The organism is Rhodococcus sp. BE178, from assembly GCF_050433545.1.
In the GTDB taxonomy this organism is placed as follows: Bacteria; Actinomycetota; Actinomycetes; order Mycobacteriales; family Mycobacteriaceae; genus Prescottella.
The window spans coordinates 138,288-161,976 of sequence record NZ_JBNPXA010000015.1 but is presented as its reverse complement, the minus strand read 5'-3'; the positions used below and the strand labels follow the sequence as shown (position 1 = coordinate 161,976).

Below are 23,689 nucleotides of genomic sequence, written 5' to 3'. Positions count from 1 at the left end.
ACGGGGTACCACTCGACCTCGGCCGCACCACCCGCACCGTCTCGAAGAAACAACGCCGAGCCCTCGTCGCCCGCGACAACGGCTGCGCCTTCCCCGGCTGCGGCGCACCACCCGCACACTGCGAAGGCCACCACGTCAAACACTGGGCCGACGGCGGACCCACCGACCTCGACAACCTGGTGCTGCTGTGCCGCTACCACCACCGACTACTCCACCACTCGCACTGGGACGTCGAGATCGGCCCCGACCGCCAACCGTGGTTCACCCCACCGAGTTCGGTCGACCCCTACAAGAAGCCCATCCCGGCACACAACCGGGCCGGACCACGCGCAGCATAGGCGCGTGTTTCCCGAGAGCCGTCCGTCAGGCGCGGAAGGTCTACTCCCGCGTGATCGACAGCGTCACCTTCGTGCCCGCCTTGAGCGTGCGGCCGACGGTGCAGACCTTGTCGACCGAACGCTCGACGAGTGCGATGAGGCGTTCCTGTGCCTCCGCGTCGAGTTCGCTGAGGTCGAGTTCGAGAACCTCGTCGAGCTGCGGGTAGACCTCGTTCTCGCGGTCCGCGGCACCGGAAACCCGGATGGTCGCATCGTAGTCGTCACCCAGTCGGCGGGAGAGCGGGAAGTCGGAGCTCATCCCGGAACAGGCCGCGAGCGCGATCTTCAGCAGCTCACCGGGGGTGAAGACCCCGTCCACGGATTCCGATCCGATGCGCACCTCGGCCCCGCGGGAACTGCGGCCCGTGTAGAGGCGGGTACCGGTGCGCTCCACCCACAGTTCGGTGGGCGCGGGGGCAGGAGTCTGTTCAGCCATGAGTGGAGATCCTGCCATCCGCCGGGGCCTCGTCCCACACCTGGATGCCCGAGATCTCGGGCAGATCGTCACGCTGGAAGGATGGATCCTTGCCGGCCGCACGCTGACTGGTGTAGTGCTTGAAGAGCAGGAACGCGATGCCCGAGAGCGGCAGCAGCGCCGCGAGATTGACGGTCGCCATCACGCCCATGACCAGATCGGCCAGCGCCCACACGAGCGGCAGCGAACCGATGGCGCCGGCGAACACGCACACGACGACCAGTGCGCGGAAGCCGTTGAGCACGCGCCGGGACCCGGTGAGGAACTCGATGTTGGTCTCGCCGTAGTAGTAGTTGCCGATCACCGAGGTGAACGCGAGGAAGAAGATCGCGACGGTGAGGAAGTGCACGGTCCAGCCGCCGAGCTGCGCGCTGAGGGCGTTCTGGGTCAGCGACGCACCCGCCTTGGTGCCGTACTCGGGATTCGACAGCAGGATGATGAACGCCGTCGCCGTGCACACCAGCAGCGTGTCGAAGTACACGCCGAGACTCTGAACCAGTCCCTGCTTGACCGGGTGCGACACCGCCGCGGTGGCGCCCGCGTTCGGCGCCGAGCCCATGCCCGCCTCGTTCGAGAACAGGCCACGACGGATGCCGTTCATGAAGGCTGCCGCGAACCCGCCACTGACCACCTCGCTGATGCCGAACGCGTTCTCGACGATGAGCCGGATCATCCCGGGCACCTCGGTGATGTTGAGCGCGACGACGACGAGCGCGAGCACCAGGTACCCGCCCGCCACCACCGGCACCACCACCTGCGAGACCGACGAGATCCGGCGCACGCCGCCGAAGATCACCGCCGCGGTGAGCGCGGCGACGACGAGTCCGACGGCCACCGCGATGCCGCGGCCGTCCGAGTCGAGCGAGGTCGACACCGCGTCGACGATCGAGTTGGTCTGCACCGCGTTGAAGACGAAGCCGTAGGTCACGGTGATCACGACCGCGAAGATGACACCCATCCATCGGCGGCGAAGTCCGTGCAGCATGTAGTAGGCCGGTCCGCCGTGGAATCCGCCGTCCTCGTCGCGGACCTTGTAGACCTGTGCGAGCGTCGACTCGATGAATGCGCTCGCGGCGCCGATGATCGCCATCACCCACATCCAGAACACCGCGCCGGGCCCACCGACGCTGATCGCAATCGCGACGCCGGCGATGTTTCCCGTCCCCACGCGGGACGCCGCGGAGATCGAGAAGGCGCGGAACGCCGAGATTCCCTTGCGCCCGTCGGGAAGCGTCTCAGCGGGTTCCGCCACCGACCGCAACATGTCCGGCAGCAGCCGCACCTGGACGAATCGGGAGCGAACGGTGAAGTACAGCCCCAACCCGACGAGCAGCGCGATGACGACGTACCAGTACGTGTCGTTGATGTCGGTGACGACGTCCACAAGAGAGTCCACTCCTGGGACTATGAAGGACGACCGTCCCCGACGCCAGTCCGAAACCGACCGGTAGCGCTACTCCTGGAACCGGTATCCCATCCCGGTCTCGGTGAGCAGATGCCGCGGCTTGGACGGGTCCACCTCAAGTTTGCGCCGCAACTGGGCAAGGTAAACCCGCAGGTAGTGGGTCTCGGTGGCGTACGCCGGACCCCACACCTCACGGAGCAACTCCTTCTGCCCCACGAGCTTGCCCTTGTTGCGGACGAGCATCTCGAGCATCCCCCATTCGGTGGGCGTCAAGTGCACCTCGGCCCCATCTCGCGTGACTTTCTTCGCTGCCAGGTCCACCGTGAACGAGTCGGTGACGACCACCGGCTCGCTGGTCTCCGCCGCTGCCGCACCACGCCGGACCGCGGCCCGCAGACGGGCGAGGAACTCGTCCATTCCGAACGGCTTGGTGACGTAGTCGTCGGCGCCGGCGTCGAGGGCCTCCACCTTGTCCGACGAGTCGGTCCGGGCCGACAACACGATGACCGGCGCCGTACACCAGCCCCGCAGTCCGGCGAGGACCTCGATGCCGTCCATGTCGGGCAGGCCGAGATCGAGCACCACCACCTCCGGGTGCCGCTCTGCCGCCGCCCGCAGGGCAGCCGCGCCGGTCGAGGCTGTCGTGACCTCGTAGCCGCGCACACTGAGGTTGATCCGCAGTGCGCGCAGAATCTGTGGTTCGTCGTCGACCACCAGTACCCGCGTCATCGAACGCCTCCCCCTTCATCGGCCGACTCCACCGAGTCTCCCGAGTCTGCCGCCAGTTCGACCACCATGGTCAGGCCGCCGCCCGGCGTGTCCGTCACACCGACCGTGCCCCCCATCGCCTCCACGAATCCCTTGACCACCGACAAACCGAGCCCCACTCCTATCGTGTTGTCCCGATCGCCCAACCGCTGGAAGGCGTCGAACACCTGATCCTCGGTGCCGCGTGCCAGGCCGGGCCCCGTGTCGGCGACGGTGATCGTCATCCGGTCCCCCACTCGGGCCGCACCGATCCGGACGGGTTCGTCGGGTGCATAGCGCAACGCGTTGTCGACGAGGTTCGCCAGGACTCGCTCGAGCAGGCCGGCGTCGGCCATCACCACGGCGTCCCCCACCTCGACCTTCACCTGGTCCCGTACACGTCGCGCCGAGGCTGGCCCGCCGAACCCGGCGCCGACGAGGGCCCGGTGAACCACCTCTTCGAGGTACACCCGCCGCAGCGTCGGCTTCACCACGCCGGCCGCGAGCCGCGACGAGTCGAGCAGGTTGCCGACGAGCGCGGTGAGCTGATCCGTCGACTCCTCGACGGTGGCCAACAGTTCGGCGGTGTCCTCGGGCGAGAACTCGATGTCGTCGCTGCGCAGGCTCGACACCGCCGCCTTCACTGCGGCGAGCGGGGTGCGCAGGTCGTGGCTGACTGCCGACAGGAGCGAGCGGCGCAGCCGATCGGCCTCCGCGAGGGCGTTCGCCTGGCTGGCCTCCTCCGCGAGCTGCCGCTGCCGGATCAGGCCGACAGCCTGGTTGGCCACGGCACCGAGCACCTTGCGGTCCCGGGCGCCGAGTTCACCGCCCGCGAGCAGCAGGGTGTACTCGCCGTCGCCCGCCTCGCACGCCGTTCCGGCCTCGTCGACGGTGCCCGGCGCCGACGTGCCCGCCGAGCTGATGACGCCCTCACCGCGCCGGATGACGCTGACACCGGTCTGCGAATAGGTTTCCCGCACCTTCTCGAGAAGCGCCGGAAGATCCGCGCCGCGCAGCACCGACCCCGCGAACAGTGCCAGCAGCTCGGCCTCCTGCGAGGCCCGACGCGCCTCCCGGGCGCGCTTGGCGGCGGCGTCGACCAGCACCGCGACGGCGACCGCCACCACCAGGAGCACGATCGTGGTGATGAAGTTGTCGGGCTGCGCGATCGTGAAGCTGTAGAGCGGTGCGGTGAAGAAGTAGTTGAGCAACAGCCCCGAGATGAGGGCCGACAGGATCGCCGGCCCCACACCGCCGAGCAGCGCCACCGCCAGCACGACGACGAAGAACAGCGCGTTCTGCCCGCCGACACCGGCCACCCTGTCGATCACGGCCATGAGCACGGCCGCGAGCGACGGCACGACGACGGCGGCCAGCCACGACATCAGCCTCCGTTCACCGCGACCCAGGATCGAGATGCGGTGTCGGGTCGCGGCCTCGTCGTGCGTGACCATGTGGACGTCGATCTTCCCGGACTGCTGGACGATCGACGCACCGATGCCCTCGTCGAGGATGCGGGCCCACCGGGAGCGCCGGGAGGTCCCGATCACCAACTGGGTCGCGTTGACCTCGCGGGCGAACTCGAGCAGCGTCGTGGGGACGTCGTCGCCGACGACGCTGTGCAGGCTCGCTCCGATGCTCCCCGCCAGTTTGCGGACCCTGCCCATCTCGGCTGCGGCGACGCCCTCGAGGCCGTCGCCGCGCACGACGTGCACGACCATCAGCTCGGCGCTGGCCTTGTTCGCGATGCGGCTCGCCCGCCGGACCAGGGTCTCCGATTCGGGGCCGCCGGTGACCGCCACGACCACCCGCTCGCGGGCCTCCCACGTGTCGGTGATCTTGTTCTCGGCACGGTACTTCGCGAGCGCGGCATCCACCTGGTCGGCCACCCACAGCAGCGCGAGTTCACGCAGGGCCGTGAGGTTTCCGCGCCGGAAGTAGTTCCCCAGCGCCGCATCCACCTTCTCCGCGGAGTAGACGTTTCCGTGAGAGAGCCTGCGTCGCAACGCTTCCGGCGTGATGTCCACGAGCTCGACCTGGGTGGCGGCACGCACCACCTCGTCGGGGACGGTCTCCTGCTGCACCACGCCGGTGATCTGCTGGACGACGTCGTTGAGGCTCTCGAGGTGCTGGACGTTGAGTGTCGAGAGCACATCGATGCCGGCGTCGAGCAACTCGTAGACGTCCTGCCAGCGCTTCTCGTTGCGGCTGCCCGGGGTGTTGGTGTGCGCGAGCTCGTCGACCAGGACCACCGCCGGGCGCCGGGCCAGCACGGCCTCGACGTCCAGTTCCGGCATCGCGGTGCCCCGATACTCGATGTACTTGGGTTCGATGACCTCGAGACCTGAGAGCTGCTCGGCGGTACGGGCGCGGCCGTGGGTTTCCACCACGGCCGCGACCACGTCTCCGCCGCGCTCGCGGCGTCGGTGCGCCTCGCCGAGCATCGCGTAGGTCTTGCCGACACCCGGCGCCGCACCGAGGTAGATCCTCAGCTCGCCTCGGCGACGACTTCGCCGCTCACTGAGGGGCGGCGCACCGGACTTCTCGGAACTGCTCACACCGCCATCATTCACCCGAGGACGCCGCACCGCATCCAGGCGCGGTGAGACCGAGCGCGAGGTTGAGTTCGAGCACGTTCACCCGTTCCACGCCGAGGAACCCCAGCTGGCGGCCCTCAGTGTACTGGGCGACGAGGTCACGGACGCGGTCCTCGCTCAGACCGTTGGCCGCGGCGACCCGTCGAACCTGCAGCGCCGCATACTGGGGCGAGATGTGCGGGTCGATACCGGACCCGGATCCCGTCACGGCGTCGACCGGCACGTCCTGCGGTGTCACGCCCTCGCGCTCGGCGACCGCGGCGCGCCGCTCCTCGACGAAGCGCGCGAGCACCTCGCTGCTCGGCCCCTGATTGCTCGGCAGGGCCGCGGCCGGGTCACCGGGCGCGAAGGGATCGTCGTTCGCGACCGAGCCGACGACCCGGTTGTGGAAGAACGGATCCGGCTCACCGGCCGCCACCTGCGGGTCGACCCCGATCCAGCGACTGCCCACGACGCAGCCTGACGCGTCGGACACCGGCGAGCCCTCCGACGATCCTGAACTGATTCGTCCGACGCCCCACACCGCGGCCGGATACAGCACACCGACGATCGCGGTCAACGCCAGCAGGACCAGCAGTCCCGCCCACACCTGCTTGAGAAATCCGATTGCGAATCTCATTGGTCGATCACCCGATTCCAGGAACGAGACGGACGAGAAGGTCGATCAGCCAGATGCCGACGAAGGGGGTAATGACACCGCCGAGACCGTATATCAACAGGTTTCGTCCGAGCAGCTTCGACGCCGCCGCCGGCCGGTAGCGAACTCCCCTGAGGGCCAGCGGGATCAGGCCGACGATGACGAGGGCATTGAAGATCACTGCCGACAGGATCGCGGACTGCGGGCTCGCGAGGTGCATGATGTTGAGCACCGCGAGCTGTGGGTAGATGCTGCTGAACAGCGCCGGCAGGATCGCGAAGTACTTCGCGAGGTCGTTGGCGAGGGAGAAGGTCGTCAGGGCGCCGCGGGTGATCAGCAACTGCTTGCCGATCTCGACGACCTCGATCAGCTTGGTGGGATCCGAGTCCAGATCCACCATGTTGCCGGCCTCCTTGGCCGCCGACGTCCCGGTGTTCATCGCGACACCGACGTCGGCCTGCGCCAGCGCCGGGGCGTCGTTGGTGCCGTCGCCGGTCATCGCGACCAGGCGCCCGCCCTCCTGTTCCGCGCGAATCCGTTCGAGCTTGTCCTCCGGCGTGGCCTCGGCCATGAAGTCGTCGACCCCGGCCTCCTCCGCGATCGCCCGAGCGGTGAGCGGGTTGTCACCGGTCACCATGACCGTGCGAATACCCATGGCCCGCAGTTCCGCGAACCGCTCCGCGATGCCCGGCTTGACCACATCGGTCAACGCGATCACGCCGAGAACCGTCGCGGTTCCCTGCTCGGCCACGGCGACGACGAGCGGCGTGCCGCCCCCGAGGGCCACCTTCTCCACGGAATCGGTGACAGCGGGATCGACCACGGCGCCGTAGCCGGCCACCCAGGCCAGCACCGCGTCGCCGGCGCCCTTGCGGATCTGCTGCGAACCGACCGGGGTCGCGAGATCCAGTCCGCTCATCCGGGTCTGCGCGGTGAAGGGCACGAACTCGCCCCCACGCTCGTCCTCCGACGAGTCGGCCGCGAGCCCGAACCGGTCGGCACACAGGTCGACGATGCTGCGCCCCTCGGGAGTTCCGTCGGCGAGACTCGACAGCCTTGCGGCCGAGGCCAGTTCGATGTCCGAACGGCCCGGTGCCGGGTACAGCGCCGTCGCGCGACGGTTGCCGAAGGTGATGGTGCCGGTCTTGTCCATCAGCAGCGTGTCGATGTCGCCGGCTGCCTCCACCGCCCGACCTGACATCGCCAGGACGTTGCGCTGCACGAGGCGATCCATGCCCGCGATACCGATCGCGGACAGCAGCGCACCGATCGTGGTGGGGATCAGGCACACCAGCAGGGCGATCAGCTTGATCGGATCCTGCTCCTGACCGGCGTACTGCCCCATCGGGCCGATCGCGACCACCGCGAGCAGGAAGATGATCGTGAGCGACGCCAGCAGGATGTTGAGCGCGATCTCGTTGGGCGTCTTCTTCCGGGACGCCCCCTCGACCAGTGCGATCATCCGGTCGACGAACGACTGGCCGGGCGCACACGTGATCCGTACGACGATCCGGTCCGAGAGGACCGTCGTGCCACCGGTCACCGCACACCGGTCACCTCCCGATTCCCGCACGACGGGAGCGGATTCGCCGGTGATGGCGGACTCGTCGACGGTCGCGATGCCCTCGACGACGTCCCCGTCGCCGGGGATCGACTGTCCGGCCTCGACGACGACGGTGTCGCCGATCGCGAGCTGGGTGGCGGATACCTCCTCGATCGCCCCGGACAGGGTCAGCCGTCGAGCAACCGTGTCCTGCTTCACCTTTCGTAGGCTCGCCGCCTGGGCCTTGCCGCGGCCCTCGGCCACCGACTCGGCGAGGTTGGCGAACAGCACGGTGAACCACAGCCAGGCGGTGATCAGCCACGAGAACAGCGTGGGCTGCGCGATCGCCATCACCGTGGTCACGACGGACCCGACCAGGACGACGAACATCACGGGGTTCCGTGCCTGATGGCGCGGATCGAGCTTGCGCACCGCACCCGGGAGCGACGTGATCAACTGGCGCGGGCTGAAGATTCCCGCCTTGACGGGCGAGCGTCCGTGAGCAGCGTCTTCGAGGGTCACGTCGGGTACGACGTCGATCGGTTTCACGTTCATGTCAGTCCGCAGACTCATTGCAGGGCCTCCGAGATGGGCCCGAGTGCCAGGGCCGGGAAGAAGGTGAGGGCCGCGACCAGCACGACGGTGCCGGTGAGCAGGCCCGCGAACATGGGGCCGGACGTGGGCAGGGTGCCGGCGCCGGCAGGTGTCTTGCGCTGTGCGGACAACGATCCCGCGAGCGCCAGGACGAAGAGGATCGGCAGGAAGCGGCCGAGCAGCATACACACACCGAGGGCCGACTGGAACCAGTCGCTGGTCACGGTGAGGCCACCGAAGGCACTGCCGTTGTTGTTCGACGCCGACGCGAACGCGTAGAGCACCTCGCTGAATCCGTGGATGGATCCCGGCGTGCCCGGATCGCCGCTGTTGCCGAGGTATCCGACGGTGGATCCGAGGATCACGGTGATCCCGGTGCCGATCAGCACCAGGGCGGGCATCACGAGCACGGACAACGCCGCGAGGGTGATCTCACGCTGTCCCAGCTTCTTGCCGAGGTACTCGGGCGTCCGGCCGACCAGCAGGCCACCGACGAACACCGCGATCAGTGCGAGCACGAGGATGCCGTAAAGACCCGTACCGACACCGCCGGGAGCGATCTCACCGAGCAGCATGTTGAGCAGCACGGCGCCGCCGCCGAGCGGCGACATACTGTCGTGCGCGGAGTTCACCGCGCCGGTGCTGGTTCCGGTCGTGGTGACCGCGAACAGCGCCGATCCGGGGATTCCGAACCGCACTTCCTTGCCCTCCATCATCGAACCGGCCGCGGTGGCCGCGACACCGCGCGCCCCGGACTCGGCGGCCAGGGTGACCGCGAGCAGTCCGAAGTACAGGGTCGACATGACAGCGAGCAGCGTCAGGCCCTGCCGGCGATCACCGACCATGGTGCCGAACGTGCGCGTCAGGCTCACCGGGATGAGGAGGATCGCGAGGATCTCGACGATGTTGGTGAGCGGGGTCGGGTTCTCGAACGGGTGCGCCGAGTTGGCTGCCAGGATGCCGCCGCCGTTGGTGCCGAGTTCCTTGATCGCTTCCTGTGACGCGACGGGCGCCAGCGCGTTGGTGACGCCGTTTCCGTCGAGCCCGGTCGACGCGAATCCGGTATGGAACGACTGGATCACGCCCTGGCTCAGCAGGATCAGCGCGATCACGAACGCAATGGGCAGCAGGATCCGCAGGCAGCCGCGGGTGAGGTCCACCCAGAAGTTGCCGATTTCACCGCCGCGCGAGACGCGGACGAATCCACGGATCAGGGCCGCGGCCACCGCCATACCGACCGCCGCGGAGACGAAGTTCTGCACCGCCAGGCCGGCGGACTGGGTGAGGTGGCTCATCGTCGTCTCGGGTACGTACGACTGCCAGTTGGTGTTCGCGACGAAGGATGCCGCCGTGTTGAAGGCCACGGCCGGACTCACACCTTCGAGCCCGCCGTTCAGCGGTAGTACTCCTTGCACGCGCTGCAGGAAGTAGAGGAACACGACGCTCGCGGCCGAGAACCCGAGCAGGCTTCCGGCGTAGCCGTACCAGGTCTGTTCGGCACGGGGGTTGATCCGGCAGAGCCGGTACAGCAGGGACTCGATGCGCAGATCGCCCGATCGGAGATCTGTGTCGGTGGTGTAGACCTTCGCCATGTAGTCACCGACGGGGACATACAGAATCGCAAGCACGGCCACGACCAGTGCTATCTGCAGTCCCGCTGCGAGAGCGGGATTCATGTGGGTATGACCTCTCGGAGACTAGAACCGCTCGGGGTTCAGGAGCGCGATGAGCAGGTAGATCACCAGGGCAGCGGCGATCACGACGACGGCTACGGTGACCGTCCCCGCGACGGTCACCGCATGCTCCGCGCCTGAAGACCTCGCAGCACGAGCGCGCAGACGGTGAAAACACCGATGATCAACCCGACGTAGGCCATATCAGCCATGGCGTTCCTCTTCGACTTCCTCATGGATCAGGGCGCCGCATCTCGACGCTCACTGTGGAGCGTGCACCCGTTTCTGCCATGCAGCCGTCGCTCTTACGCTCTACTGACGCCGCCATCCGAGGTCATTGACACGATCTTTACGCGCCCTCGTGCCTCGCTGTGAGCGCGCGCACCGACGCCGGGACCGGCACGTCGTCACGGACCCAGGTCGCCCGGACCGGCTCTGCCGCAATCGTTCGCATCGGAACCAGTCCCGCCCAGACGTCAGGATTCCCATCGCCCGGGCCGGGCGGGCCGGAACGGGCCTTGACCGTCCACTGCCCCGGATCGATCGGCAACGCAATCGTCAGGGTCGCCGCAAGCTCCTTGCGGGTGGATTCCCGGACCTCGCCGCTGCGCCCGGGTATGAGGGCGTCGGACAGCGCGACGAGGGCGGTCTCGGCCACGTCGTCGGGAACCCGCTCGAGGTTTCCCCGCACCACCGCCGACCTGTAGTTCGCCGAGGAGTTGAAAAGGTTGTCGGCCACCACGATCGCGTCGAGCAGCGTGATGCTCAGGGCGGCGGGTGCGCCGGCCGCGACATGCCTGAGTGCACCGGCACCGGTCGATCCGTGCAGCAGGATCCGGTCACCGACGCGCGCGTACAGCATCGGCACGGCCCACGGGAGGCCGTCGACGACCGTCGCGAGGGTGCCGACGGCCGCCGCGTCCAGCACGGCGTCCAGGTCGGCGCGGTCGGGGCGGGAGCGTTCGGGAAGTCGGCGGATTCGCCCCAGTTCGGGGGTAGTTGTAGTCACGGTTCCAGCCTGGCCCAATTCCGGTCTCGTATACAGAACCAGAATCGGCGATCATTGCAGACCAGTATTGTGACGGCATGGCCCGCACCTCGCGCGATGTACACCTGCATCTCGAACTCGCGCCGGCCGGCGAACCTCTGCGCCGGCGCGTCGCCGCCGCGATCGTGGAGGCCGTGCGCACGGGCGCCCTCGGCCCGGGAGACGTCCTCCCCGCCTCACGGTCCCTGGCCGCCGATCTCGGGATCTCACGGACGGTGGTCGTCGACGCCTACGACGAGTTGGCGGCCGCGGGCTACGTGGTCACCCGGGCCGGGTCCGATACCCGGATCGCTCCCGGCGCCGACGCCGCGGCCCGTGCCGGCGTCGGTTCGCACGTCGCGCCGACCGTCCTTCCCGACGAGAATGCGCCGAACGACCACCGGGACAACACGATCGATCTCTCCCCCGGATACCCCGACACCGGCCTCATCTCGGACCGGGACTGGCGCAGCGCGTGGCGCGGCGTGACCTCCGCACCCGTCCCCCACCGCGTTCCGGGGCCGGACGAACACCTGCTTCTGCGCGAGGCGCTCGCGGTGCACCTGCGTCGGACCCGCGGGATCGCCGTTCGTCCGGACGAACTCGTGATCGTGCCGGGAGTGCTGTCGGCACTTCGCGCCCTCGCCGCGGCCCGCGGACTGTCCGGCCGTCATCTCGCATTCGAGGAACCCGGATACTCGAGGGCGCGACACACCCTCGAATCCGCGGGCGCGCTCGTCCGCCCGGTCCCGGTCGACCACGACGGCCTGGACCCGGCGCTGATCCGGCAGACCGACGCTGCGGTGTACTGCACACCGGCACACCAGTATCCGATCGGTGCACGGATGCCGGCCGCACGCCGCGCACGACTCGTCTCCGATGCACTCACCGCGGATCGCCTCCTGATCGAGGACGACTACGACGGCGAATTCCGATACGGCGTTTCGACACTGCCGGCGCTGCGGTCGATCGACGGGGGCCACGACTGCGTGGCGTACGTCGGTACCGCATCGAAGATCCTGTCCCCCGCCCTACGGCTCGCGTGGCTCGTCCCGCCGAGACCGATGCTGACCGCGGTCCGCCAGGCGCTGCAGATCAGCGGGGAATCCGCCTCCACGATCACCTCCGCCGCTCTCGCACGGTTCATCGAATCCGGCTCGCTCAGCAGGCATCTGGCCCGTGCCGCGCGAACCTACTCGGCCCGCAGACGGTCGTTCGTCGACAGCCTGCGCAGACACCTGCCCGACGTCGAGCCGAGCGGCGTCGAGGCAGGATTGCACGTGGCGCTGCGCCTGCCCGACGGGGTCGACGATGCCGCGATCGCGGCGGAACTGGAACGACGGGGAGTGACGGTTCGGGGGCTGGGGGCGTATCGGATACGCGACGACGGCCCGCGCGGACTGTTGTGCGGCTACGCGCGGTTGCCCGAATCGCGGGCCGATGCCGCGGCGAGGGTGATCGCCGATGTCATCCGCGAATCGACCGGGGCCGCGGCCGGCACTTGGGACAGCTGCACGACGAACGGTTCGTGAACCTGCCCTGGTCGTACAGGTAGTCGCGTGCTCCCAGCGCATGCGTCCGCACTGCCCTACTCGGAGTCGAGTCCACTTGCCGGGGCCCGCACGACAATCGGTCGGGACGGTGTGCCCGCCTCCGTCATCGGCTCCCGAAGCCCGAGCCGCTCTTCCTCGGCAGCAGATTCGGTCACGGCGGATATCGCCTGTTGCAGCCGAAGGAAATCCGCCCATCCACCGTCGCACTCGATCGAGGGCAGCCCGAAGCTCTCCGCTCGTCGCGCCCAGGTCAAATGCACCTCGGTGAAGCGTTCGGGATCCTCCACGTGCTGGCAGAGAACGTCGTCGAAGGCGACATCGTGCGCTACCACCTCAACCGCCACCCCGAACAACGGATGCTCGGCTGACACTTCTACAGCGACTTCCTCTGCGATCCCCGAGTGCGACATGTCGCATTCTTCACTGGGCCGGGCAGTGGCGCACCAGCCTTCGGGCAATGCGGAGAGCTGTGACTCGGTCAGGGGCATGCGCTTCATCCGCGAACGAGGCGGGGCCGCGGCTGGCACTTGGGACAGCTGTACGACGAGCGGTTCATGAACTTCTCGCGCCGGATGGGCGCACCGCATCGCCGGCACGGCAGATTCTCCTGCCCGTATGCGGCGAGCGAGCGGTCGAAGTAGCCGGACTGCCCGTTCACGTTGACGTACAACGCGTCGAACGACGTGCCGCCCTGTGCGAGCGCCTCGGTCATGACGGATTCGACCGCCTCGAGGAGGCTGCGCAGTCGCGGTCCACTGATCTTGTCCGTCGGGCGATTACCGTGAATTTCGGCGCGCCACAGGGCCTCGTCGGCGTAGATGTTCCCCACGCCCGACACGACCGTCTGGTCAAGCAGGGCCCGCTTGATCTCGGTGTGCTTGCCCCGCAACACCTTCACGACCCGGTCGGGGTCGAATCGCGGATCCAGTGGGTCGCGGGCGATGTGCGCCACCGAATCCGGTAGTTCCGTGCCGTCGACCGTGACGAGATCGGCGAGCGCCCACCCACCGAATGTGCGCTGATCGACGAAGCGCAGGTCGGTTCCCGACGCGAGCCGGGCCCGGATCCGCAGGTGCTTCTCGTCGGCGGCCGAGGGTTCCTGCACGAGCATCTGGCCGCTCATCCCGAGGTGAACGACCAGCGCGACGTTGCTCGGCTCGAGGATCAGCCAGAGATACTTGCCGCGACGCTCAGCGGCGGCGATGGTCTCGCCCTCGATCCGACGGGCCATGTCGATCGAACCGGGCAGGTGCCGACGGACCGCACGGGGATGCAGCACGTCGACCCTGTCGACGGTGTGGCCGACGACGTGAGCCTCGAGGCCACGTCGGACGACCTCGACCTCGGGAAGTTCGGGCACGGTCCGTCTCGCTCGATTCGAAGGGTTACTTCTCGGCGACGGACTCGTCGGCCCCGGCAGGTCCCGAAGACTGGGAGGCCTCGGTGGACCCGGCCGCCTCGGACAGCGCACTCCAGGCCGTGCTGGCGGCCTTCTGCTCCGCTTCCTTCTTGGAACGACCCACACCCACACCGAGGGCACCACCGGCGACGACGACCGTCGCGGTGAATTCCTTGTCGTGGTCCGGACCGGTCGCGGTGATCTCGTACACCGGCACGCCGACTCCGCGTTCCGCGGTGAGTTCCTGGAGGCTGGTCTTCCAGTCCAGGCCGGCACCCAGTTTCGGAGCGCGGGCGAGCAGATCGGCGAACAGGTCGAGCACTACCCGACGGGCGGTGTCGATGCCGTGTTCCAGGTGGATCGCGCCGAGGAGCGACTCCATGCCGTCGGCGAGGATGCTGGGCTTGTCACGGCCGCCCGTCATCTCCTCACCCTTGCCGAGGAGTAGATGCGCACCGAGCCCGCCCGGGCCGAGACCACGCGCGACCTCGGCCAAGGCATGCATGTTCACGATGCTGGCGCGAATCTTCGCGAGTTCGCCCTCGGACTTCTCCGGGTGCGCGAGATAGAGCCGCTCGGTGATCGTCAGTCCGAGGACCGAGTCGCCGAGGAACTCGAGACGCTCGTTGGTGGGCAACCCGCCGTGCTCGTACGCGTACGAGCGGTGCGTGATCGCCAACGTCAACAGCGGCTCCTGCAGAGGCACGCCAAGAGCGGCGAGGAGCGATGCGTGATCCCCCTCGCCGCCGGCGGGTGCTGTATTGCTTTTTATGCTGGTCACAGCGCCACAGAACAGACTAGACCGCGGCGGTAACCTGACGGCCCTTGTAGGTGCCGCAAGACGGGCACGCGACGTGGGGCAGGGTCTTCTCGCCACAGCCACGGTTGGGGCAGGTGATGAGGGTGGGCGCAGTGGTCTTCCACTGGCTCCGTCGCGACCTCGTGTTGGACCGCGACATTCTGCGCTTGGGAACAGCCACGTCTACTTCTCCTCGTTGATCTTGCTGGCATCAGCATGTGCATTGCTGGCTTCGGATCCTGCACCGAATTTGGCTGCGAGCCCAGCCCAGCGAGGATCCATTGTCTCATGACTGTGTCCCGATTCGGCAATCGCCAGGCGAACGCCACATTCGGGGCACAGTCCCTCACAATCGTCGCTGCACAACGGCTGGAGCGGAAGCTCCAATCCGACGGCATCGACGATCACCGACTCGAGGTCGATCTCGTCGTCCACGATCCGGTAGACCTCATCCTCCTCGGTGGTCTCCTCGGTGGCGCTGTCCGGGTACGCGAACAGTTCCGTGAGGTGAAGATCCACCGTGTCGGTGAACGGCTCGAGGCACCGTGAGCACTCGCCCACCGTGTCCGCGTGAACGGACCCGGTGACGAGGACACCCTCGGACACCGACTCGAGCCGTAGGTCGAGCTCCACGTCCGTGCCCTTTTCGATCGCGACCAGGTCGAGACCGATCCGATTGGGAGCCGGTACCACCCGCGACACAGTGTGCATCGAACCTGGACGACGGCCCAGCGAGAGCGTGTCCAGCACGAAACCCGCGTCCCGAGTGGGGCGCGAGGAACTGCGATGATGGGAAGGCAACGAATTCTCTTTCAGGAAGCACATGGAACGGGCAACCATTCCACGGTACGCGATCAGGTGCCCAGGAAGGAAATCGGCCGGAAATCGGCCGGAAACCAGTAGAAAATCGGCCGGAAGACGGCCGGATTCGGGGTCGCCGGAAAGGCCGGTACTACGGGCCTACTACCGCCGACGTTCGCCGTAGCCGGCGTCGTAGTCCGGAACCCCGGTACCGGTCCGCAACTGCTGCCGACCCCGTCCGACCGACCGGATGGTGCCGTTCAGGAAGTCCTCGAACTCGGCGAGCTTGGTGTCGACGTACAGGTCGCACTCCGAACGCAGGCGATCCGATTCCGCGTGGGCCGCATCGATCACCCGCGCCGACTCGGCGTTGGCGGCCTGTACGACCTCGGCCTGCGAGACGAGCCGTTCCTGCTCGGCGACACCGTCGGCGACCGACCGCTCGTACGACGCCTTGCCGGACTCGATCATGCGGTCCGACTCGGCCCGCGCACGGCCTGTCACCGAGTCGTACTCGCGCTGGCCCTCGGCCACGGTGGCGTCCGCCTCGTCGCGGGCGTCGTGCACCAACTGTTCGGCGTGCGACCGCGCCTCGGCGACCATCCGGTCGGCCTGCGCCTTGGCATCGGCGAGGATGCGGTCCGCGTTCTCGCGGGCATCGGTGACCGTCTCGTGCGCCTGCGCGTTCGCGCTCGACACGGTCTGCTCCGCGTTCTGGCGTGCGTCGCCGACGAGCTTGTCCCGGTGGTCCAGGACGTCCTGCGCGTCGTCCAGCTCGCCAGGAATCGCGTCCCGCACGTCATCCAGTAGCTCGAGCACGTCGCCACGCGGAACGACGCACCCCGCGGTCATCGGAACTCCACGCGCCTCCTCGACGATCGCGACAAGCTCGTCGAGTGCCTCGAATACCCGGTACACGCACAACCCCAATCGTCAGTGCCATCGCTGGTGCTGGAATCCAGTCTGCCCCAGTTGCGGCGGCTCAGCCGCCGCGGCTGCCGGTGTGTCGGCCGTTGTGTTGCGCTCGACAGCCGGACGGCGCGGCCGAGCGGGACCGTCCGACCCGTTCAGGAGTTCTCGGCGGCCCGTTCGGCGATCCTGCTCATCAGCCGCGCATGCACCTTCTCGGGGACCATGTCCGCCACGTCGCCACCGAACGTCGCGACCTCCTTGACCAGCGAGCTGGACAGGAAACTGTAGGTGGGATTGGTCGGGATGAAGAGGGTGTCGACACCCGAGAGCTTCTGGTTCATCTGCGCCATCTGCAGCTCGTAGTCGAAGTCGTTGGCACCGCGCAGGCCCTTGACGATCGCCGAGATCCCTTGCGACTTGGCGTAATCCACCAGCAGTCCGTGCCACGACGCGACCCGCACGTTGGACAGGTGGCTGGTGGCGTCCTCGAGCATCTCGATGCGCTCGTCGACGGTGAACAGACCACGCTTGCTCTTGTTGATCATCACGGTCACGATGACTTCGTCGAACAGCGCCGCGGCGCGTCCGATCACGTCCAGGTGACCGTTCGTCACGGGGTCGAAGGATCCAGGGCACACAGCGCCAGTCATGAATCCAGACCGTAGCAGGTGGCGACCTCGATTCTGGTCTCGCCGTAGCGCTTGACGCGCTCGGCGCGCATGCCCTCGGGCCACGACGTCTCCGGCGAGCGCGACGACCGTTCGACGACAACGATCGATCCCTCCCCGACCCAGCCGTTGTCCAGCAGCGCGGCGAGGGCGGCAGTCACCGCGTCCTCGCTCACGGCGTACGGCGGATCGGCCAGTACGACGTCGTATTCACGTTCCGCCGTGCCGCCCACGACGGCCGCGACCGGTGCGGTCCGCACGACCGCACCGGACAGGCCGACGTCCGCCACGTTCTGCTTGATGACGGCGGCCGCCTTCGTATCCGACTCGACGAGCAACACGTGCTCGGCGCCGCGGGAGAGCGCCTCGAGCCCGAGGGCGCCGGAACCTGCGTACAGGTCGAGCACGGCGGCGCCCTCGAGGTCGATACGGCTGTCGAGCGAACTGAACAGGGCCTCGCGGACTCGTTCGGACGTCGGCCGGGTCCCGCTCGCGGGAACCTTCAAACGTCTGCCTCCGGCACGGCCGGCGACGATTCTTGTCACGCTGCAGTCCTGTTCACTCGCCTGGTCGTCAGTCGTTGCCGGCGGTCTCCCGTGTCGAGACGACCGCCAGGAGGTCGCCGCCCTCGACCTGCTGGACGCCGCCGATGGCAACGCGCGTGACGATACCGCTGCGGGGTGCTGTGATCGCCGCCTCCATCTTCATGGCCTCGATCGTCGCGACGGTGTCGCCCGCGGTGACGTGCTGCCCCTCGCCGACGACGAGGGTGACGACGCCGGCGAACGGCGCAGCGATGTGGGCGGGGTTGTTCTTGTCGGCCTTCTCCGCGGCCGGGACCTCGCTGGCGATGGAGCGGTCACGGACCGACACCGGGCGGAGTTGGCCGTTGAGGATGCACATGACGGTGCGGTAGCCGCGCTCGTCAGGTTCGGAGATGGCCTCGAGTCCGATGAGCAGTTCGACGCCCTTACCGAGCTTGACACGGTGTTCCTCGCTGCGGCGCAGGCCGTAGAAGAACTGGTTGGCCGAGAGCTGCGAGGTGTCGCCGTACTTGTCGCGGTGCTCCTCGAACTCCTTGGTGGGGCCGGGGAACAGCAGCCGGTTGAGCGTGGCCTGGCGTTCCTTCGACGACCCCGACAGACCCTTCTCGTCCTCCGCGGTCAGCGGGGTTTCCGGCTTCGCGGCGCCGCGGCCTTCGAGGGCCTTGCTGCGGAACGGTTCGGGCCAGCCGCCGGGCGGGGTGCCGAGTTCGCCGCGCAGGAATCCGACGACGGAGTCGGGGATGTCGAACTTGGCGGGGTCGGCGGCGAATTCGTCGGCCGCGACGTCGGCGCCGACGAGGTGCAGGGCGAGGTCGCCGACGACCTTGGACGACGGGGTGACCTTGACGAGGCGGCCGAGCATGCGGTCGGCGGCGGCGTACTTGGCCTCGACCTCCTCGAACCGGTCACCGAGCCCGAGGGCGATGGCCTGCTGGCGCAGGTTCGAGAGCTGCCCGCCGGGGATCTCGTGGGTGTAGACGCGTCCGGTCGGGGCCGGCAGGCCGGACTCGAACGGCGCGTACACCTTTCGCAGGGCCTCCCAGTAGGGCTCGAGGTCGCACACGGCCTGGAGGTCGATGCCGGTGTCGTGTTCGCTGTGCGCGGCGGCCGCGACGATCGCCGAGAGCGCGGGCTGGCTGGTGGTGCCGGCGAGCGGGGCGGCGGCGCCGTCGACGGCGTCCGCACCGGCCTGCCAGGCGGCGAGGTAGGTCGCGAGCTGGCCACCGGGGGTGTCGTGGGTGTGCACGTGCACGGGCAGGTCGAAGTTTGAACGCAGCGCGGACACGAGCTTCGCCGCGGCCGGGGCGCGCAGCAGTCCGGCCATGTCCTTGATCGCCAGGATGTGCGCACCCGCCTCGACGATCTCCTCGGCCAGGCGGAGGTAGTAGTCCAGGGTGTAGAGGTTCTCGTTCGGGTTCGACAGGTCGCCGGTGTACGAGAGCGCCACCTCGGCGACGGTGGTGCCGGTCTCGCGGACGGCCTCGATCGCCGGACGCATCTGGTCGACGTTGTTGAGGGCGTCGAAGATCCGGAAGATGTCGATACCGGTGTCGGCGGCCTCCTGCACGAAGGCGCGGGTCACCTTCTCCGGGTAGGGGGTGTAGCCGACGGTGTTGCGACCGCGCAGCAGCATCTGGAGGTTGATGTTCGGCACGGCCTCCCGCAGCGCGGCGAGGCGGTACCAGGGGTCCTCGTGCAGGAAGCGCAGCGCCACATCGTAGGTCGCGCCGCCCCACGCCTCGATCGAGAGCAGTTCGGGGGTCATCCGCGCGACGTGGCCGGCGACGTCGAGCAGACCGGAGGTACGAACGCGCGTCGCGAGCAGCGACTGGTGGGCATCGCGGAATGTGGTGTCGGTGACCGCGAGGGCCTTCTGCTCGCGCAGTGCCTTCGCGAACCCCTCGGGACCGAGCGCCAGCAGCCTCTGGCGGGAGCCGTCCGGGGCCGGAGCGGACAGGTCGATCGCCGGCAGTTTGTCCTGCGGGTACACGGTGGTCGGCCGGGCGCCGTGCGGCTTGTTGACCGTGACGTCCGCGAGGTAGTTGAGGATCTTGGTGCCGCGGTCAGCCGAGCTGCGCAGGGTCAGCAGCTCCGGGCGCTCCTCGATGAAGGAGGTCGTGACGCGTCCCGCGCGGAAGTCCGCGTCGTCCAGCACCGCCTGCAGGAACGGGATGTTCGTCGACACACCGCGAATACGGAACTCGGTGACGGCGCGACGGGCCCGCGCGACGGCGGCCTCTAGATCGCGGCCGCGGCAGGTGAGCTTGACGAGCATCGAGTCGAAGTAGGCGCCCACCTCGGCGCCCAGGTTCGCGCCGCCGTCGAGTCGGACGCCCGCGCCGCCCGGGGTGCGGTACGCGGTGATGCGGCCGGTGTCGGGACGGAATCCGTTGGCCGGGTCCTCGGTGGTGATGCGGCACTGCAGGGCCGCGCCGCGGATCGTGATCGCGTCCTGGGACAGGCCCAGATCTTCGAGGGTCTCGCCGGACGCGATGCGCAGCTGCGCCTGCACCAGGTCGACGTCGGTGATCTCCTCGGTGACCGTGTGCTCCACCTGGATCCGCGGATTCATCTCGATGAACACGTGATTGCCGCGGGTGTCGAGGAGGAACTCGACGGTGCCGGCGCACTGGTAGCCGATCTGCTTCGCGAACGCGACCGCGTCCGCGCAGATCCGATCCCGCAGTGCCGGATCGAGATTCGGTGCCGGCGCCAGCTCGATCACCTTCTGGTGACGGCGCTGGACCGAGCAGTCCCGCTCGAAGAGGTGGATCACCCCGCCCTGGCCGTCGGCGAGGATCTGCACCTCGATGTGGCGAGGGTCGATCACCGCCTGCTCGAGGAACACCGTCGGGTCACCGAACGCCGACTCGGCCTCACGCGAGGCGGCCTCGATCGATTCGCGCAACTGTGCCCGCTCGGCGACCCGGCGCATGCCGCGTCCGCCACCGCCGGCGACGGCCTTGACGAAGACCGGGAACTCCATGTCCTCCGCGGCCGCGAGCAACTCCTCGACATCCGCCGACGGCTCGGACGACGCCAGCACCGGCAGGCCCGCCGCCTTCGCCGCCGCGATCGCGCGCGCCTTGTTTCCGGTCAACTCGAGGATCTCCGCCGACGGGCCGACGAAGGTGATGCCCTTCGCCGCGCACGCCGCCGCGAGGTCCGGGTTCTCCGACAAGAACCCGTAGCCCGGGTAGATCGCGTCCGCGCCGGCCCGCTCGGCCGCCGACACGATCTCCTCGACCGACAGGTACGCGCGGACCGGGTGGCCGACCTCGCCGATCTGGTAGGCCTCGTCGGCCTTCAGACGGTGCACCGAGTTGCGGTCTTCGTACGGGAACACCGCGACCGTTCCGGCGCCCAGTTCGTAGGCGGCACGGAACGCGCGGATCGCGATTTCGCCGCGGTTGGCGACGAGAACTTTGGTGAACATGGGAAGAAAAGTACCGTGCCGCAGGCCACTCCGCGGAGGCACCCTCTCACGATGCGGGATGCTTCGCAAGCTTCACAAATCTCGCCCCTGACGTGCAAAATTGGCAAGTTTGCAAACAAGAGAAGAACCGTGCTGGACAGACACCCGCCAGACCGTTCGTGCGGTTCCGCGTGGCCGGATCCGGCACGGTTCTCCGGCTAGGACTTCTCCAGGAATTCGATCTTCTCGGCGTCCAGCGCGGACGTCACCATCGCCGCCAGTCCGGGATGCTCGGTGAGGTCCGGATCGGACTCGGTGACCCGGCGCGCAAATTCCTGCGCAGCGGCGATGACGTCCTCGTGCTCGAGGAGCGAGAGCAGTCGTAGTGTCGTGACACTGCCCGACTGCGCAGACCCCAGGATGTCGCCCTCGCGCCGCTGCCGCAGATCGAGCTGGGCCAGTTCGAATCCGTCGTTGGTGCCTGCGACGGCACTGAGCCGCTCGAAGGCAGGTGACCCCGGAAGCATCTCGGTGATGAGGATGCACAGCCCCTGATGGCCACCGCGGCCCACACGGCCACGCAACTGGTGCAACTGGCTCACGCCGAAGCGGTCCGCGTCGACGAGCACCATGACCGTGGCGTTGGGGACGTCGACACCGACCTCCACCACCGTGGTGCAGACCAGCACGTCGATCGCGCCTTCCGAGAAGTCGCGCATCACCGCGTCCTTCTCGTCCGACGGCAGCCGCCCGTGCAGCAGACCGACCCGCAGGTCGCGCATGGGACCGGACCTCAACTCGTCGAACAGCTCGACCGCGGACTTGGTGTCCGGCGGCTCCTTGCCCGCCTTGATCATGTCGACTTCGCTGTCGCCGTCACCGATCCGCGAGCACACGACATACGCCTGGCGGCCGTCCGCGACCTCCTCTCGGATCCGCTCCCACGCCCGGGCCACCCACTGCGGTTTCTCCCGCGCCGCGACGACATTGCTCACGATCGGCGAGCGGCCGCGCGGCAGCTGCCGGAGCGTCGACGTCTCGAGGTCACCGAGCACCGTCATCGCGATGGTGCGCGGAATCGGCGTCGCGGTCATCACCAGCAGGTGTGGGCTCAGCCCGTCACGGGCCCGGGAGCGCAGTTCGTCACGCTGTTCGACGCCGAACCGATGCTGCTCGTCGACCACGACGAACCCGAGGTTGAAGAACTGGACATTGTCCTGGATCAGCGCGTGCGTACCGATCACGATGCCGGCGTCGCCGGTCACGATGTCGAGCAGGGCGGCGCGCTTGACGGCCGTCGACATCGATCCCGTCAGCAGGGTGACTTTGGTGGCAAGGTCCTCGGCGCCGAGTTCACCCGCGATCCCGAGCGGTCCGAGCATCGCGCGCAGCGACCGGTCATGCTGCGCGGCGAGCACCTCGGTGGGTGCGAGCAGCGCGCACTGGTACCCGGCGTCGACGGCCTGCAGCATCGCCCGCAGCGCGACGATCGTCTTTCCCGAGCCCACCTCGCCCTGCAGCAACCGGTTCATCGGATGTGGGCAGGCCAGGTCGGCGGAAATCTCCTGCGCCACCTCCTTCTGCCCGTCGGTCAGCTCGAACGGCAACCGCCGGTCGAACTCCGCGGCCAGGCCGTCCGGCTTCGCCGGACACTGCGGCGCGACGCGGGCCGCGACGTCCCGCCGACGCCGGGCCAGGACCAGCTGCAGCGCCGCGGCTTCGTCGAACCGGAGACGCTCCTGCGCCCGCGCGATGTCGTCACGGGTGTCGGGGAGGTGGACCGTGCGCAACGCCTCGTCGAGCCCGATCAGCCCGTGCTCATCCCGGATCGATCGCGGCAGGGGATCTTCCACCTCGTCGAGCTGATCGAGCACCTGACGGACGCACCGCAGCAGGGTCCAGCTCTCGACCTCACGAGTGGCCGGGTAGAGCGGAATGAGTTCGCGATCGAAGATGGACATGTCCACCGCCGCCCCGGAATCCTGCGTGGCGCGCGCCAACCCGGCCAGCGCCCCGGCGCCCTGCACGTGTGCCATCGGCACGATCGGATCCTCGGACTCTTCCGGCTCCGGCAGGATCAGGTAGCTGGGATGGGTCAGGCTCCACTTGCCCCGGAAGTACTTGACGGTGCCCGAGAACATCGCGCGCACCCCCTTGCGGACCGCGTGCTTGACCTTGTGCGGATTGAAGAAGGTGACGTCGACGCTCTGCGACTCCGCGGCGAGTACGACCTTGAGCATCTGCCCGCGTCGGCTCTTCATGTTCACGACATCCGCGGACACGACGCGGGCGATGATCGTGACGTGGGAGCCCTCCTCGGGTTCCTTCTCCGTCAGTTCCCGACCCTGCGCCGCGTACCGGTGCGGATAGTGCCGCAGCAGGTCCTCGACCGAACGGATGTCGAACGCCTCACCGAGGGCGTCGGCGGTCTTCGCACCCAGCAGGTGGTCGAGCCGGTCGCTCAGCGTCGCCATGCCAAGTCCTCCTGACCGCGCGCATCCCGTTCCGTCGCCCATCGCATC

The 23,689-nt window shown here is 68.4% G+C and carries 21 protein-coding genes; 2 read left to right on the top strand and 19 right to left on the bottom strand.

Annotation, left to right across the window (positions count from 1 at the left end; translation table 11 throughout):
- On the top strand, nt 1-338 hold a 338-nt coding region (locus J2X34_RS23090; RefSeq protein WP_429519885.1), incomplete at its 5' end, for an HNH endonuclease.
- A 40-nt stretch (nt 339-378) separates the two neighbouring features.
- Here J2X34_RS23090 and J2X34_RS23085 read toward each other — a convergent pair.
- The 9 genes from J2X34_RS23085 to J2X34_RS23045 form a co-directional block, all read right to left on the bottom strand.
- The gene (locus tag J2X34_RS23085) at nt 379-813 is read right to left on the bottom strand and encodes an OsmC family protein (RefSeq protein ID WP_174911599.1); all 435 of its coding nucleotides are present in this window, start codon (nt 811-813) and stop codon (nt 379-381) included.
- Entirely contained in the window at nt 806-2,248 is a 1,443-nt protein-coding gene (locus J2X34_RS23080) for an alanine/glycine:cation symporter family protein (RefSeq protein WP_429519884.1), read from the bottom strand. Before J2X34_RS23080 ends, J2X34_RS23085 begins: the two co-directional genes overlap by 8 nt.
- 57 nt (nt 2,249-2,305) lie before the next feature.
- The gene (locus J2X34_RS23075) at nt 2,306-2,986 is read right to left on the bottom strand and encodes a response regulator (RefSeq protein ID WP_114722475.1); all 681 of its coding nucleotides are present in this window, start codon (nt 2,984-2,986) and stop codon (nt 2,306-2,308) included.
- Nucleotides 2,983-5,562, bottom strand: coding sequence for a DUF4118 domain-containing protein (locus J2X34_RS23070; protein ID WP_429519883.1), 2,580 nt, complete (start codon nt 5,560-5,562; stop codon nt 2,983-2,985). Before J2X34_RS23070 ends, J2X34_RS23075 begins: the two co-directional genes overlap by 4 nt.
- Nucleotides 5,563-5,569: 7 nt before the next feature.
- A complete protein-coding gene (locus J2X34_RS23065) occupies nt 5,570-6,220 on the bottom strand; it encodes a potassium-transporting ATPase subunit C (RefSeq protein WP_174911608.1) in 651 nt (216 codons plus the stop codon).
- A 7-nt stretch (nt 6,221-6,227) separates the two neighbouring features.
- Entirely contained in the window at nt 6,228-8,336 is a 2,109-nt protein-coding gene (gene kdpB / locus J2X34_RS23060; protein WP_114722478.1) for a potassium-transporting ATPase subunit KdpB, read from the bottom strand.
- A gap of 14 nt (nt 8,337-8,350) precedes the next feature.
- A complete protein-coding gene (gene kdpA / locus J2X34_RS23055; RefSeq protein ID WP_114722479.1) occupies nt 8,351-10,051 on the bottom strand; it encodes a potassium-transporting ATPase subunit KdpA in 1,701 nt (566 codons plus the stop codon).
- 21 nt (nt 10,052-10,072) lie between these two features.
- On the bottom strand, nt 10,073-10,171 hold the full coding sequence (kdpF, locus tag J2X34_RS23050) for a K(+)-transporting ATPase subunit F (protein WP_114722480.1): 99 nt from the start codon (nt 10,169-10,171) through the stop codon (nt 10,073-10,075).
- Nucleotides 10,172-10,397: 226 nt separating this feature from the next.
- Nucleotides 10,398-11,036, bottom strand: coding sequence for a pyridoxamine 5'-phosphate oxidase family protein (locus J2X34_RS23045; RefSeq protein ID WP_174914842.1), 639 nt, complete (start codon nt 11,034-11,036; stop codon nt 10,398-10,400).
- 98 nt (nt 11,037-11,134) lie between these two features.
- On the opposite strand from J2X34_RS23045, the gene J2X34_RS23040 reads away from it, so the two are divergent.
- Complete coding sequence (locus J2X34_RS23040; RefSeq protein ID WP_174911613.1) at nt 11,135-12,607, top strand: PLP-dependent aminotransferase family protein; 1,473 nt, start codon at nt 11,135-11,137, stop codon at nt 12,605-12,607.
- 56 nt (nt 12,608-12,663) lie between these two features.
- Here the strand turns inward: J2X34_RS23040 and J2X34_RS23035 are convergent, their stop codons facing one another.
- From J2X34_RS23035 to recG, 10 genes are all read right to left on the bottom strand, one after another.
- Nucleotides 12,664-13,116 (bottom strand): hypothetical protein, encoded by a 453-nt coding sequence (locus tag J2X34_RS23035; protein WP_147283535.1) that lies wholly within the window; start codon nt 13,114-13,116, stop codon nt 12,664-12,666.
- Nucleotides 13,117-13,121: 5 nt separating this feature from the next.
- Nucleotides 13,122-13,988, bottom strand: coding sequence for a bifunctional DNA-formamidopyrimidine glycosylase/DNA-(apurinic or apyrimidinic site) lyase (gene mutM / locus J2X34_RS23030; protein WP_114722483.1), 867 nt, complete (start codon nt 13,986-13,988; stop codon nt 13,122-13,124).
- Between the two features lie 25 nt (nt 13,989-14,013).
- Entirely contained in the window at nt 14,014-14,808 is a 795-nt protein-coding gene (gene rnc, locus J2X34_RS23025) for a ribonuclease III (RefSeq protein WP_429519882.1), read from the bottom strand.
- Nucleotides 14,809-14,824: 16 nt separating this feature from the next.
- Nucleotides 14,825-15,007: a 50S ribosomal protein L32 gene (gene rpmF, locus J2X34_RS23020; protein WP_081880878.1), complete on the bottom strand. Its 183-nt coding sequence runs from the start codon at nt 15,005-15,007 to the stop codon at nt 14,825-14,827.
- Nucleotides 15,008-15,009: 2 nt separating this feature from the next.
- On the bottom strand, nt 15,010-15,651 hold the full coding sequence (locus J2X34_RS23015; protein ID WP_114722599.1) for a YceD family protein: 642 nt from the start codon (nt 15,649-15,651) through the stop codon (nt 15,010-15,012).
- A gap of 138 nt (nt 15,652-15,789) precedes the next feature.
- The gene (locus J2X34_RS23010) at nt 15,790-16,545 is read right to left on the bottom strand and encodes a DivIVA domain-containing protein (RefSeq protein ID WP_114722485.1); all 756 of its coding nucleotides are present in this window, start codon (nt 16,543-16,545) and stop codon (nt 15,790-15,792) included.
- A gap of 149 nt (nt 16,546-16,694) precedes the next feature.
- The gene (coaD, locus tag J2X34_RS23005; protein ID WP_114722486.1) at nt 16,695-17,189 is read right to left on the bottom strand and encodes a pantetheine-phosphate adenylyltransferase; all 495 of its coding nucleotides are present in this window, start codon (nt 17,187-17,189) and stop codon (nt 16,695-16,697) included.
- A complete protein-coding gene (rsmD, locus tag J2X34_RS23000; RefSeq protein ID WP_114722487.1) occupies nt 17,186-17,752 on the bottom strand; it encodes a 16S rRNA (guanine(966)-N(2))-methyltransferase RsmD in 567 nt (188 codons plus the stop codon). Before rsmD ends, coaD begins: the two co-directional genes overlap by 4 nt.
- A gap of 28 nt (nt 17,753-17,780) precedes the next feature.
- Complete coding sequence (locus J2X34_RS22995; RefSeq protein ID WP_114722488.1) at nt 17,781-21,188, bottom strand: pyruvate carboxylase; 3,408 nt, start codon at nt 21,186-21,188, stop codon at nt 17,781-17,783.
- A gap of 197 nt (nt 21,189-21,385) precedes the next feature.
- Nucleotides 21,386-23,641: an ATP-dependent DNA helicase RecG gene (gene recG, locus J2X34_RS22990; protein WP_429519881.1), complete on the bottom strand. Its 2,256-nt coding sequence runs from the start codon at nt 23,639-23,641 to the stop codon at nt 21,386-21,388.
- Nucleotides 23,642-23,689 lie beyond the last annotated feature (48 nt).

What these genes read in the sequence shown, in the direction of transcription:
- J2X34_RS23085 (WP_174911599.1), bottom strand. Translation starts at nt 813, where the DNA reads ATGGCTGAACAGACTCCTGCCCCCGCGCCCACCGAACTGTGGGTGGAG.
- J2X34_RS23075 (WP_114722475.1), bottom strand. Translation starts at nt 2,986, where the DNA reads ATGACGCGGGTACTGGTGGTCGACGACGAACCACAGATTCTGCGCGCA.
- J2X34_RS23065 (WP_174911608.1), bottom strand. Translation starts at nt 6,220, where the DNA reads ATGAGATTCGCAATCGGATTTCTCAAGCAGGTGTGGGCGGGACTGCTG.
- kdpB (WP_114722478.1), bottom strand. Translation starts at nt 8,336, where the DNA reads ATGAACGTGAAACCGATCGACGTCGTACCCGACGTGACCCTCGAAGAC.
- kdpA (WP_114722479.1), bottom strand. Translation starts at nt 10,051, where the DNA reads ATGAATCCCGCTCTCGCAGCGGGACTGCAGATAGCACTGGTCGTGGCC.
- J2X34_RS23040 (WP_174911613.1), top strand. Translation starts at nt 11,135, where the DNA reads ATGGCCCGCACCTCGCGCGATGTACACCTGCATCTCGAACTCGCGCCG.
- J2X34_RS23035 (WP_147283535.1), bottom strand. Translation starts at nt 13,116, where the DNA reads ATGCCCCTGACCGAGTCACAGCTCTCCGCATTGCCCGAAGGCTGGTGC.
- J2X34_RS23015 (WP_114722599.1), bottom strand. Translation starts at nt 15,651, where the DNA reads ATGTGCTTCCTGAAAGAGAATTCGTTGCCTTCCCATCATCGCAGTTCC.
- coaD (WP_114722486.1), bottom strand. Translation starts at nt 17,189, where the DNA reads ATGACTGGCGCTGTGTGCCCTGGATCCTTCGACCCCGTGACGAACGGT.
- J2X34_RS22995 (WP_114722488.1), bottom strand. Translation starts at nt 21,188, where the DNA reads ATGTTCACCAAAGTTCTCGTCGCCAACCGCGGCGAAATCGCGATCCGC.
- recG (WP_429519881.1), bottom strand. Translation starts at nt 23,641, where the DNA reads ATGGCGACGCTGAGCGACCGGCTCGACCACCTGCTGGGTGCGAAGACC.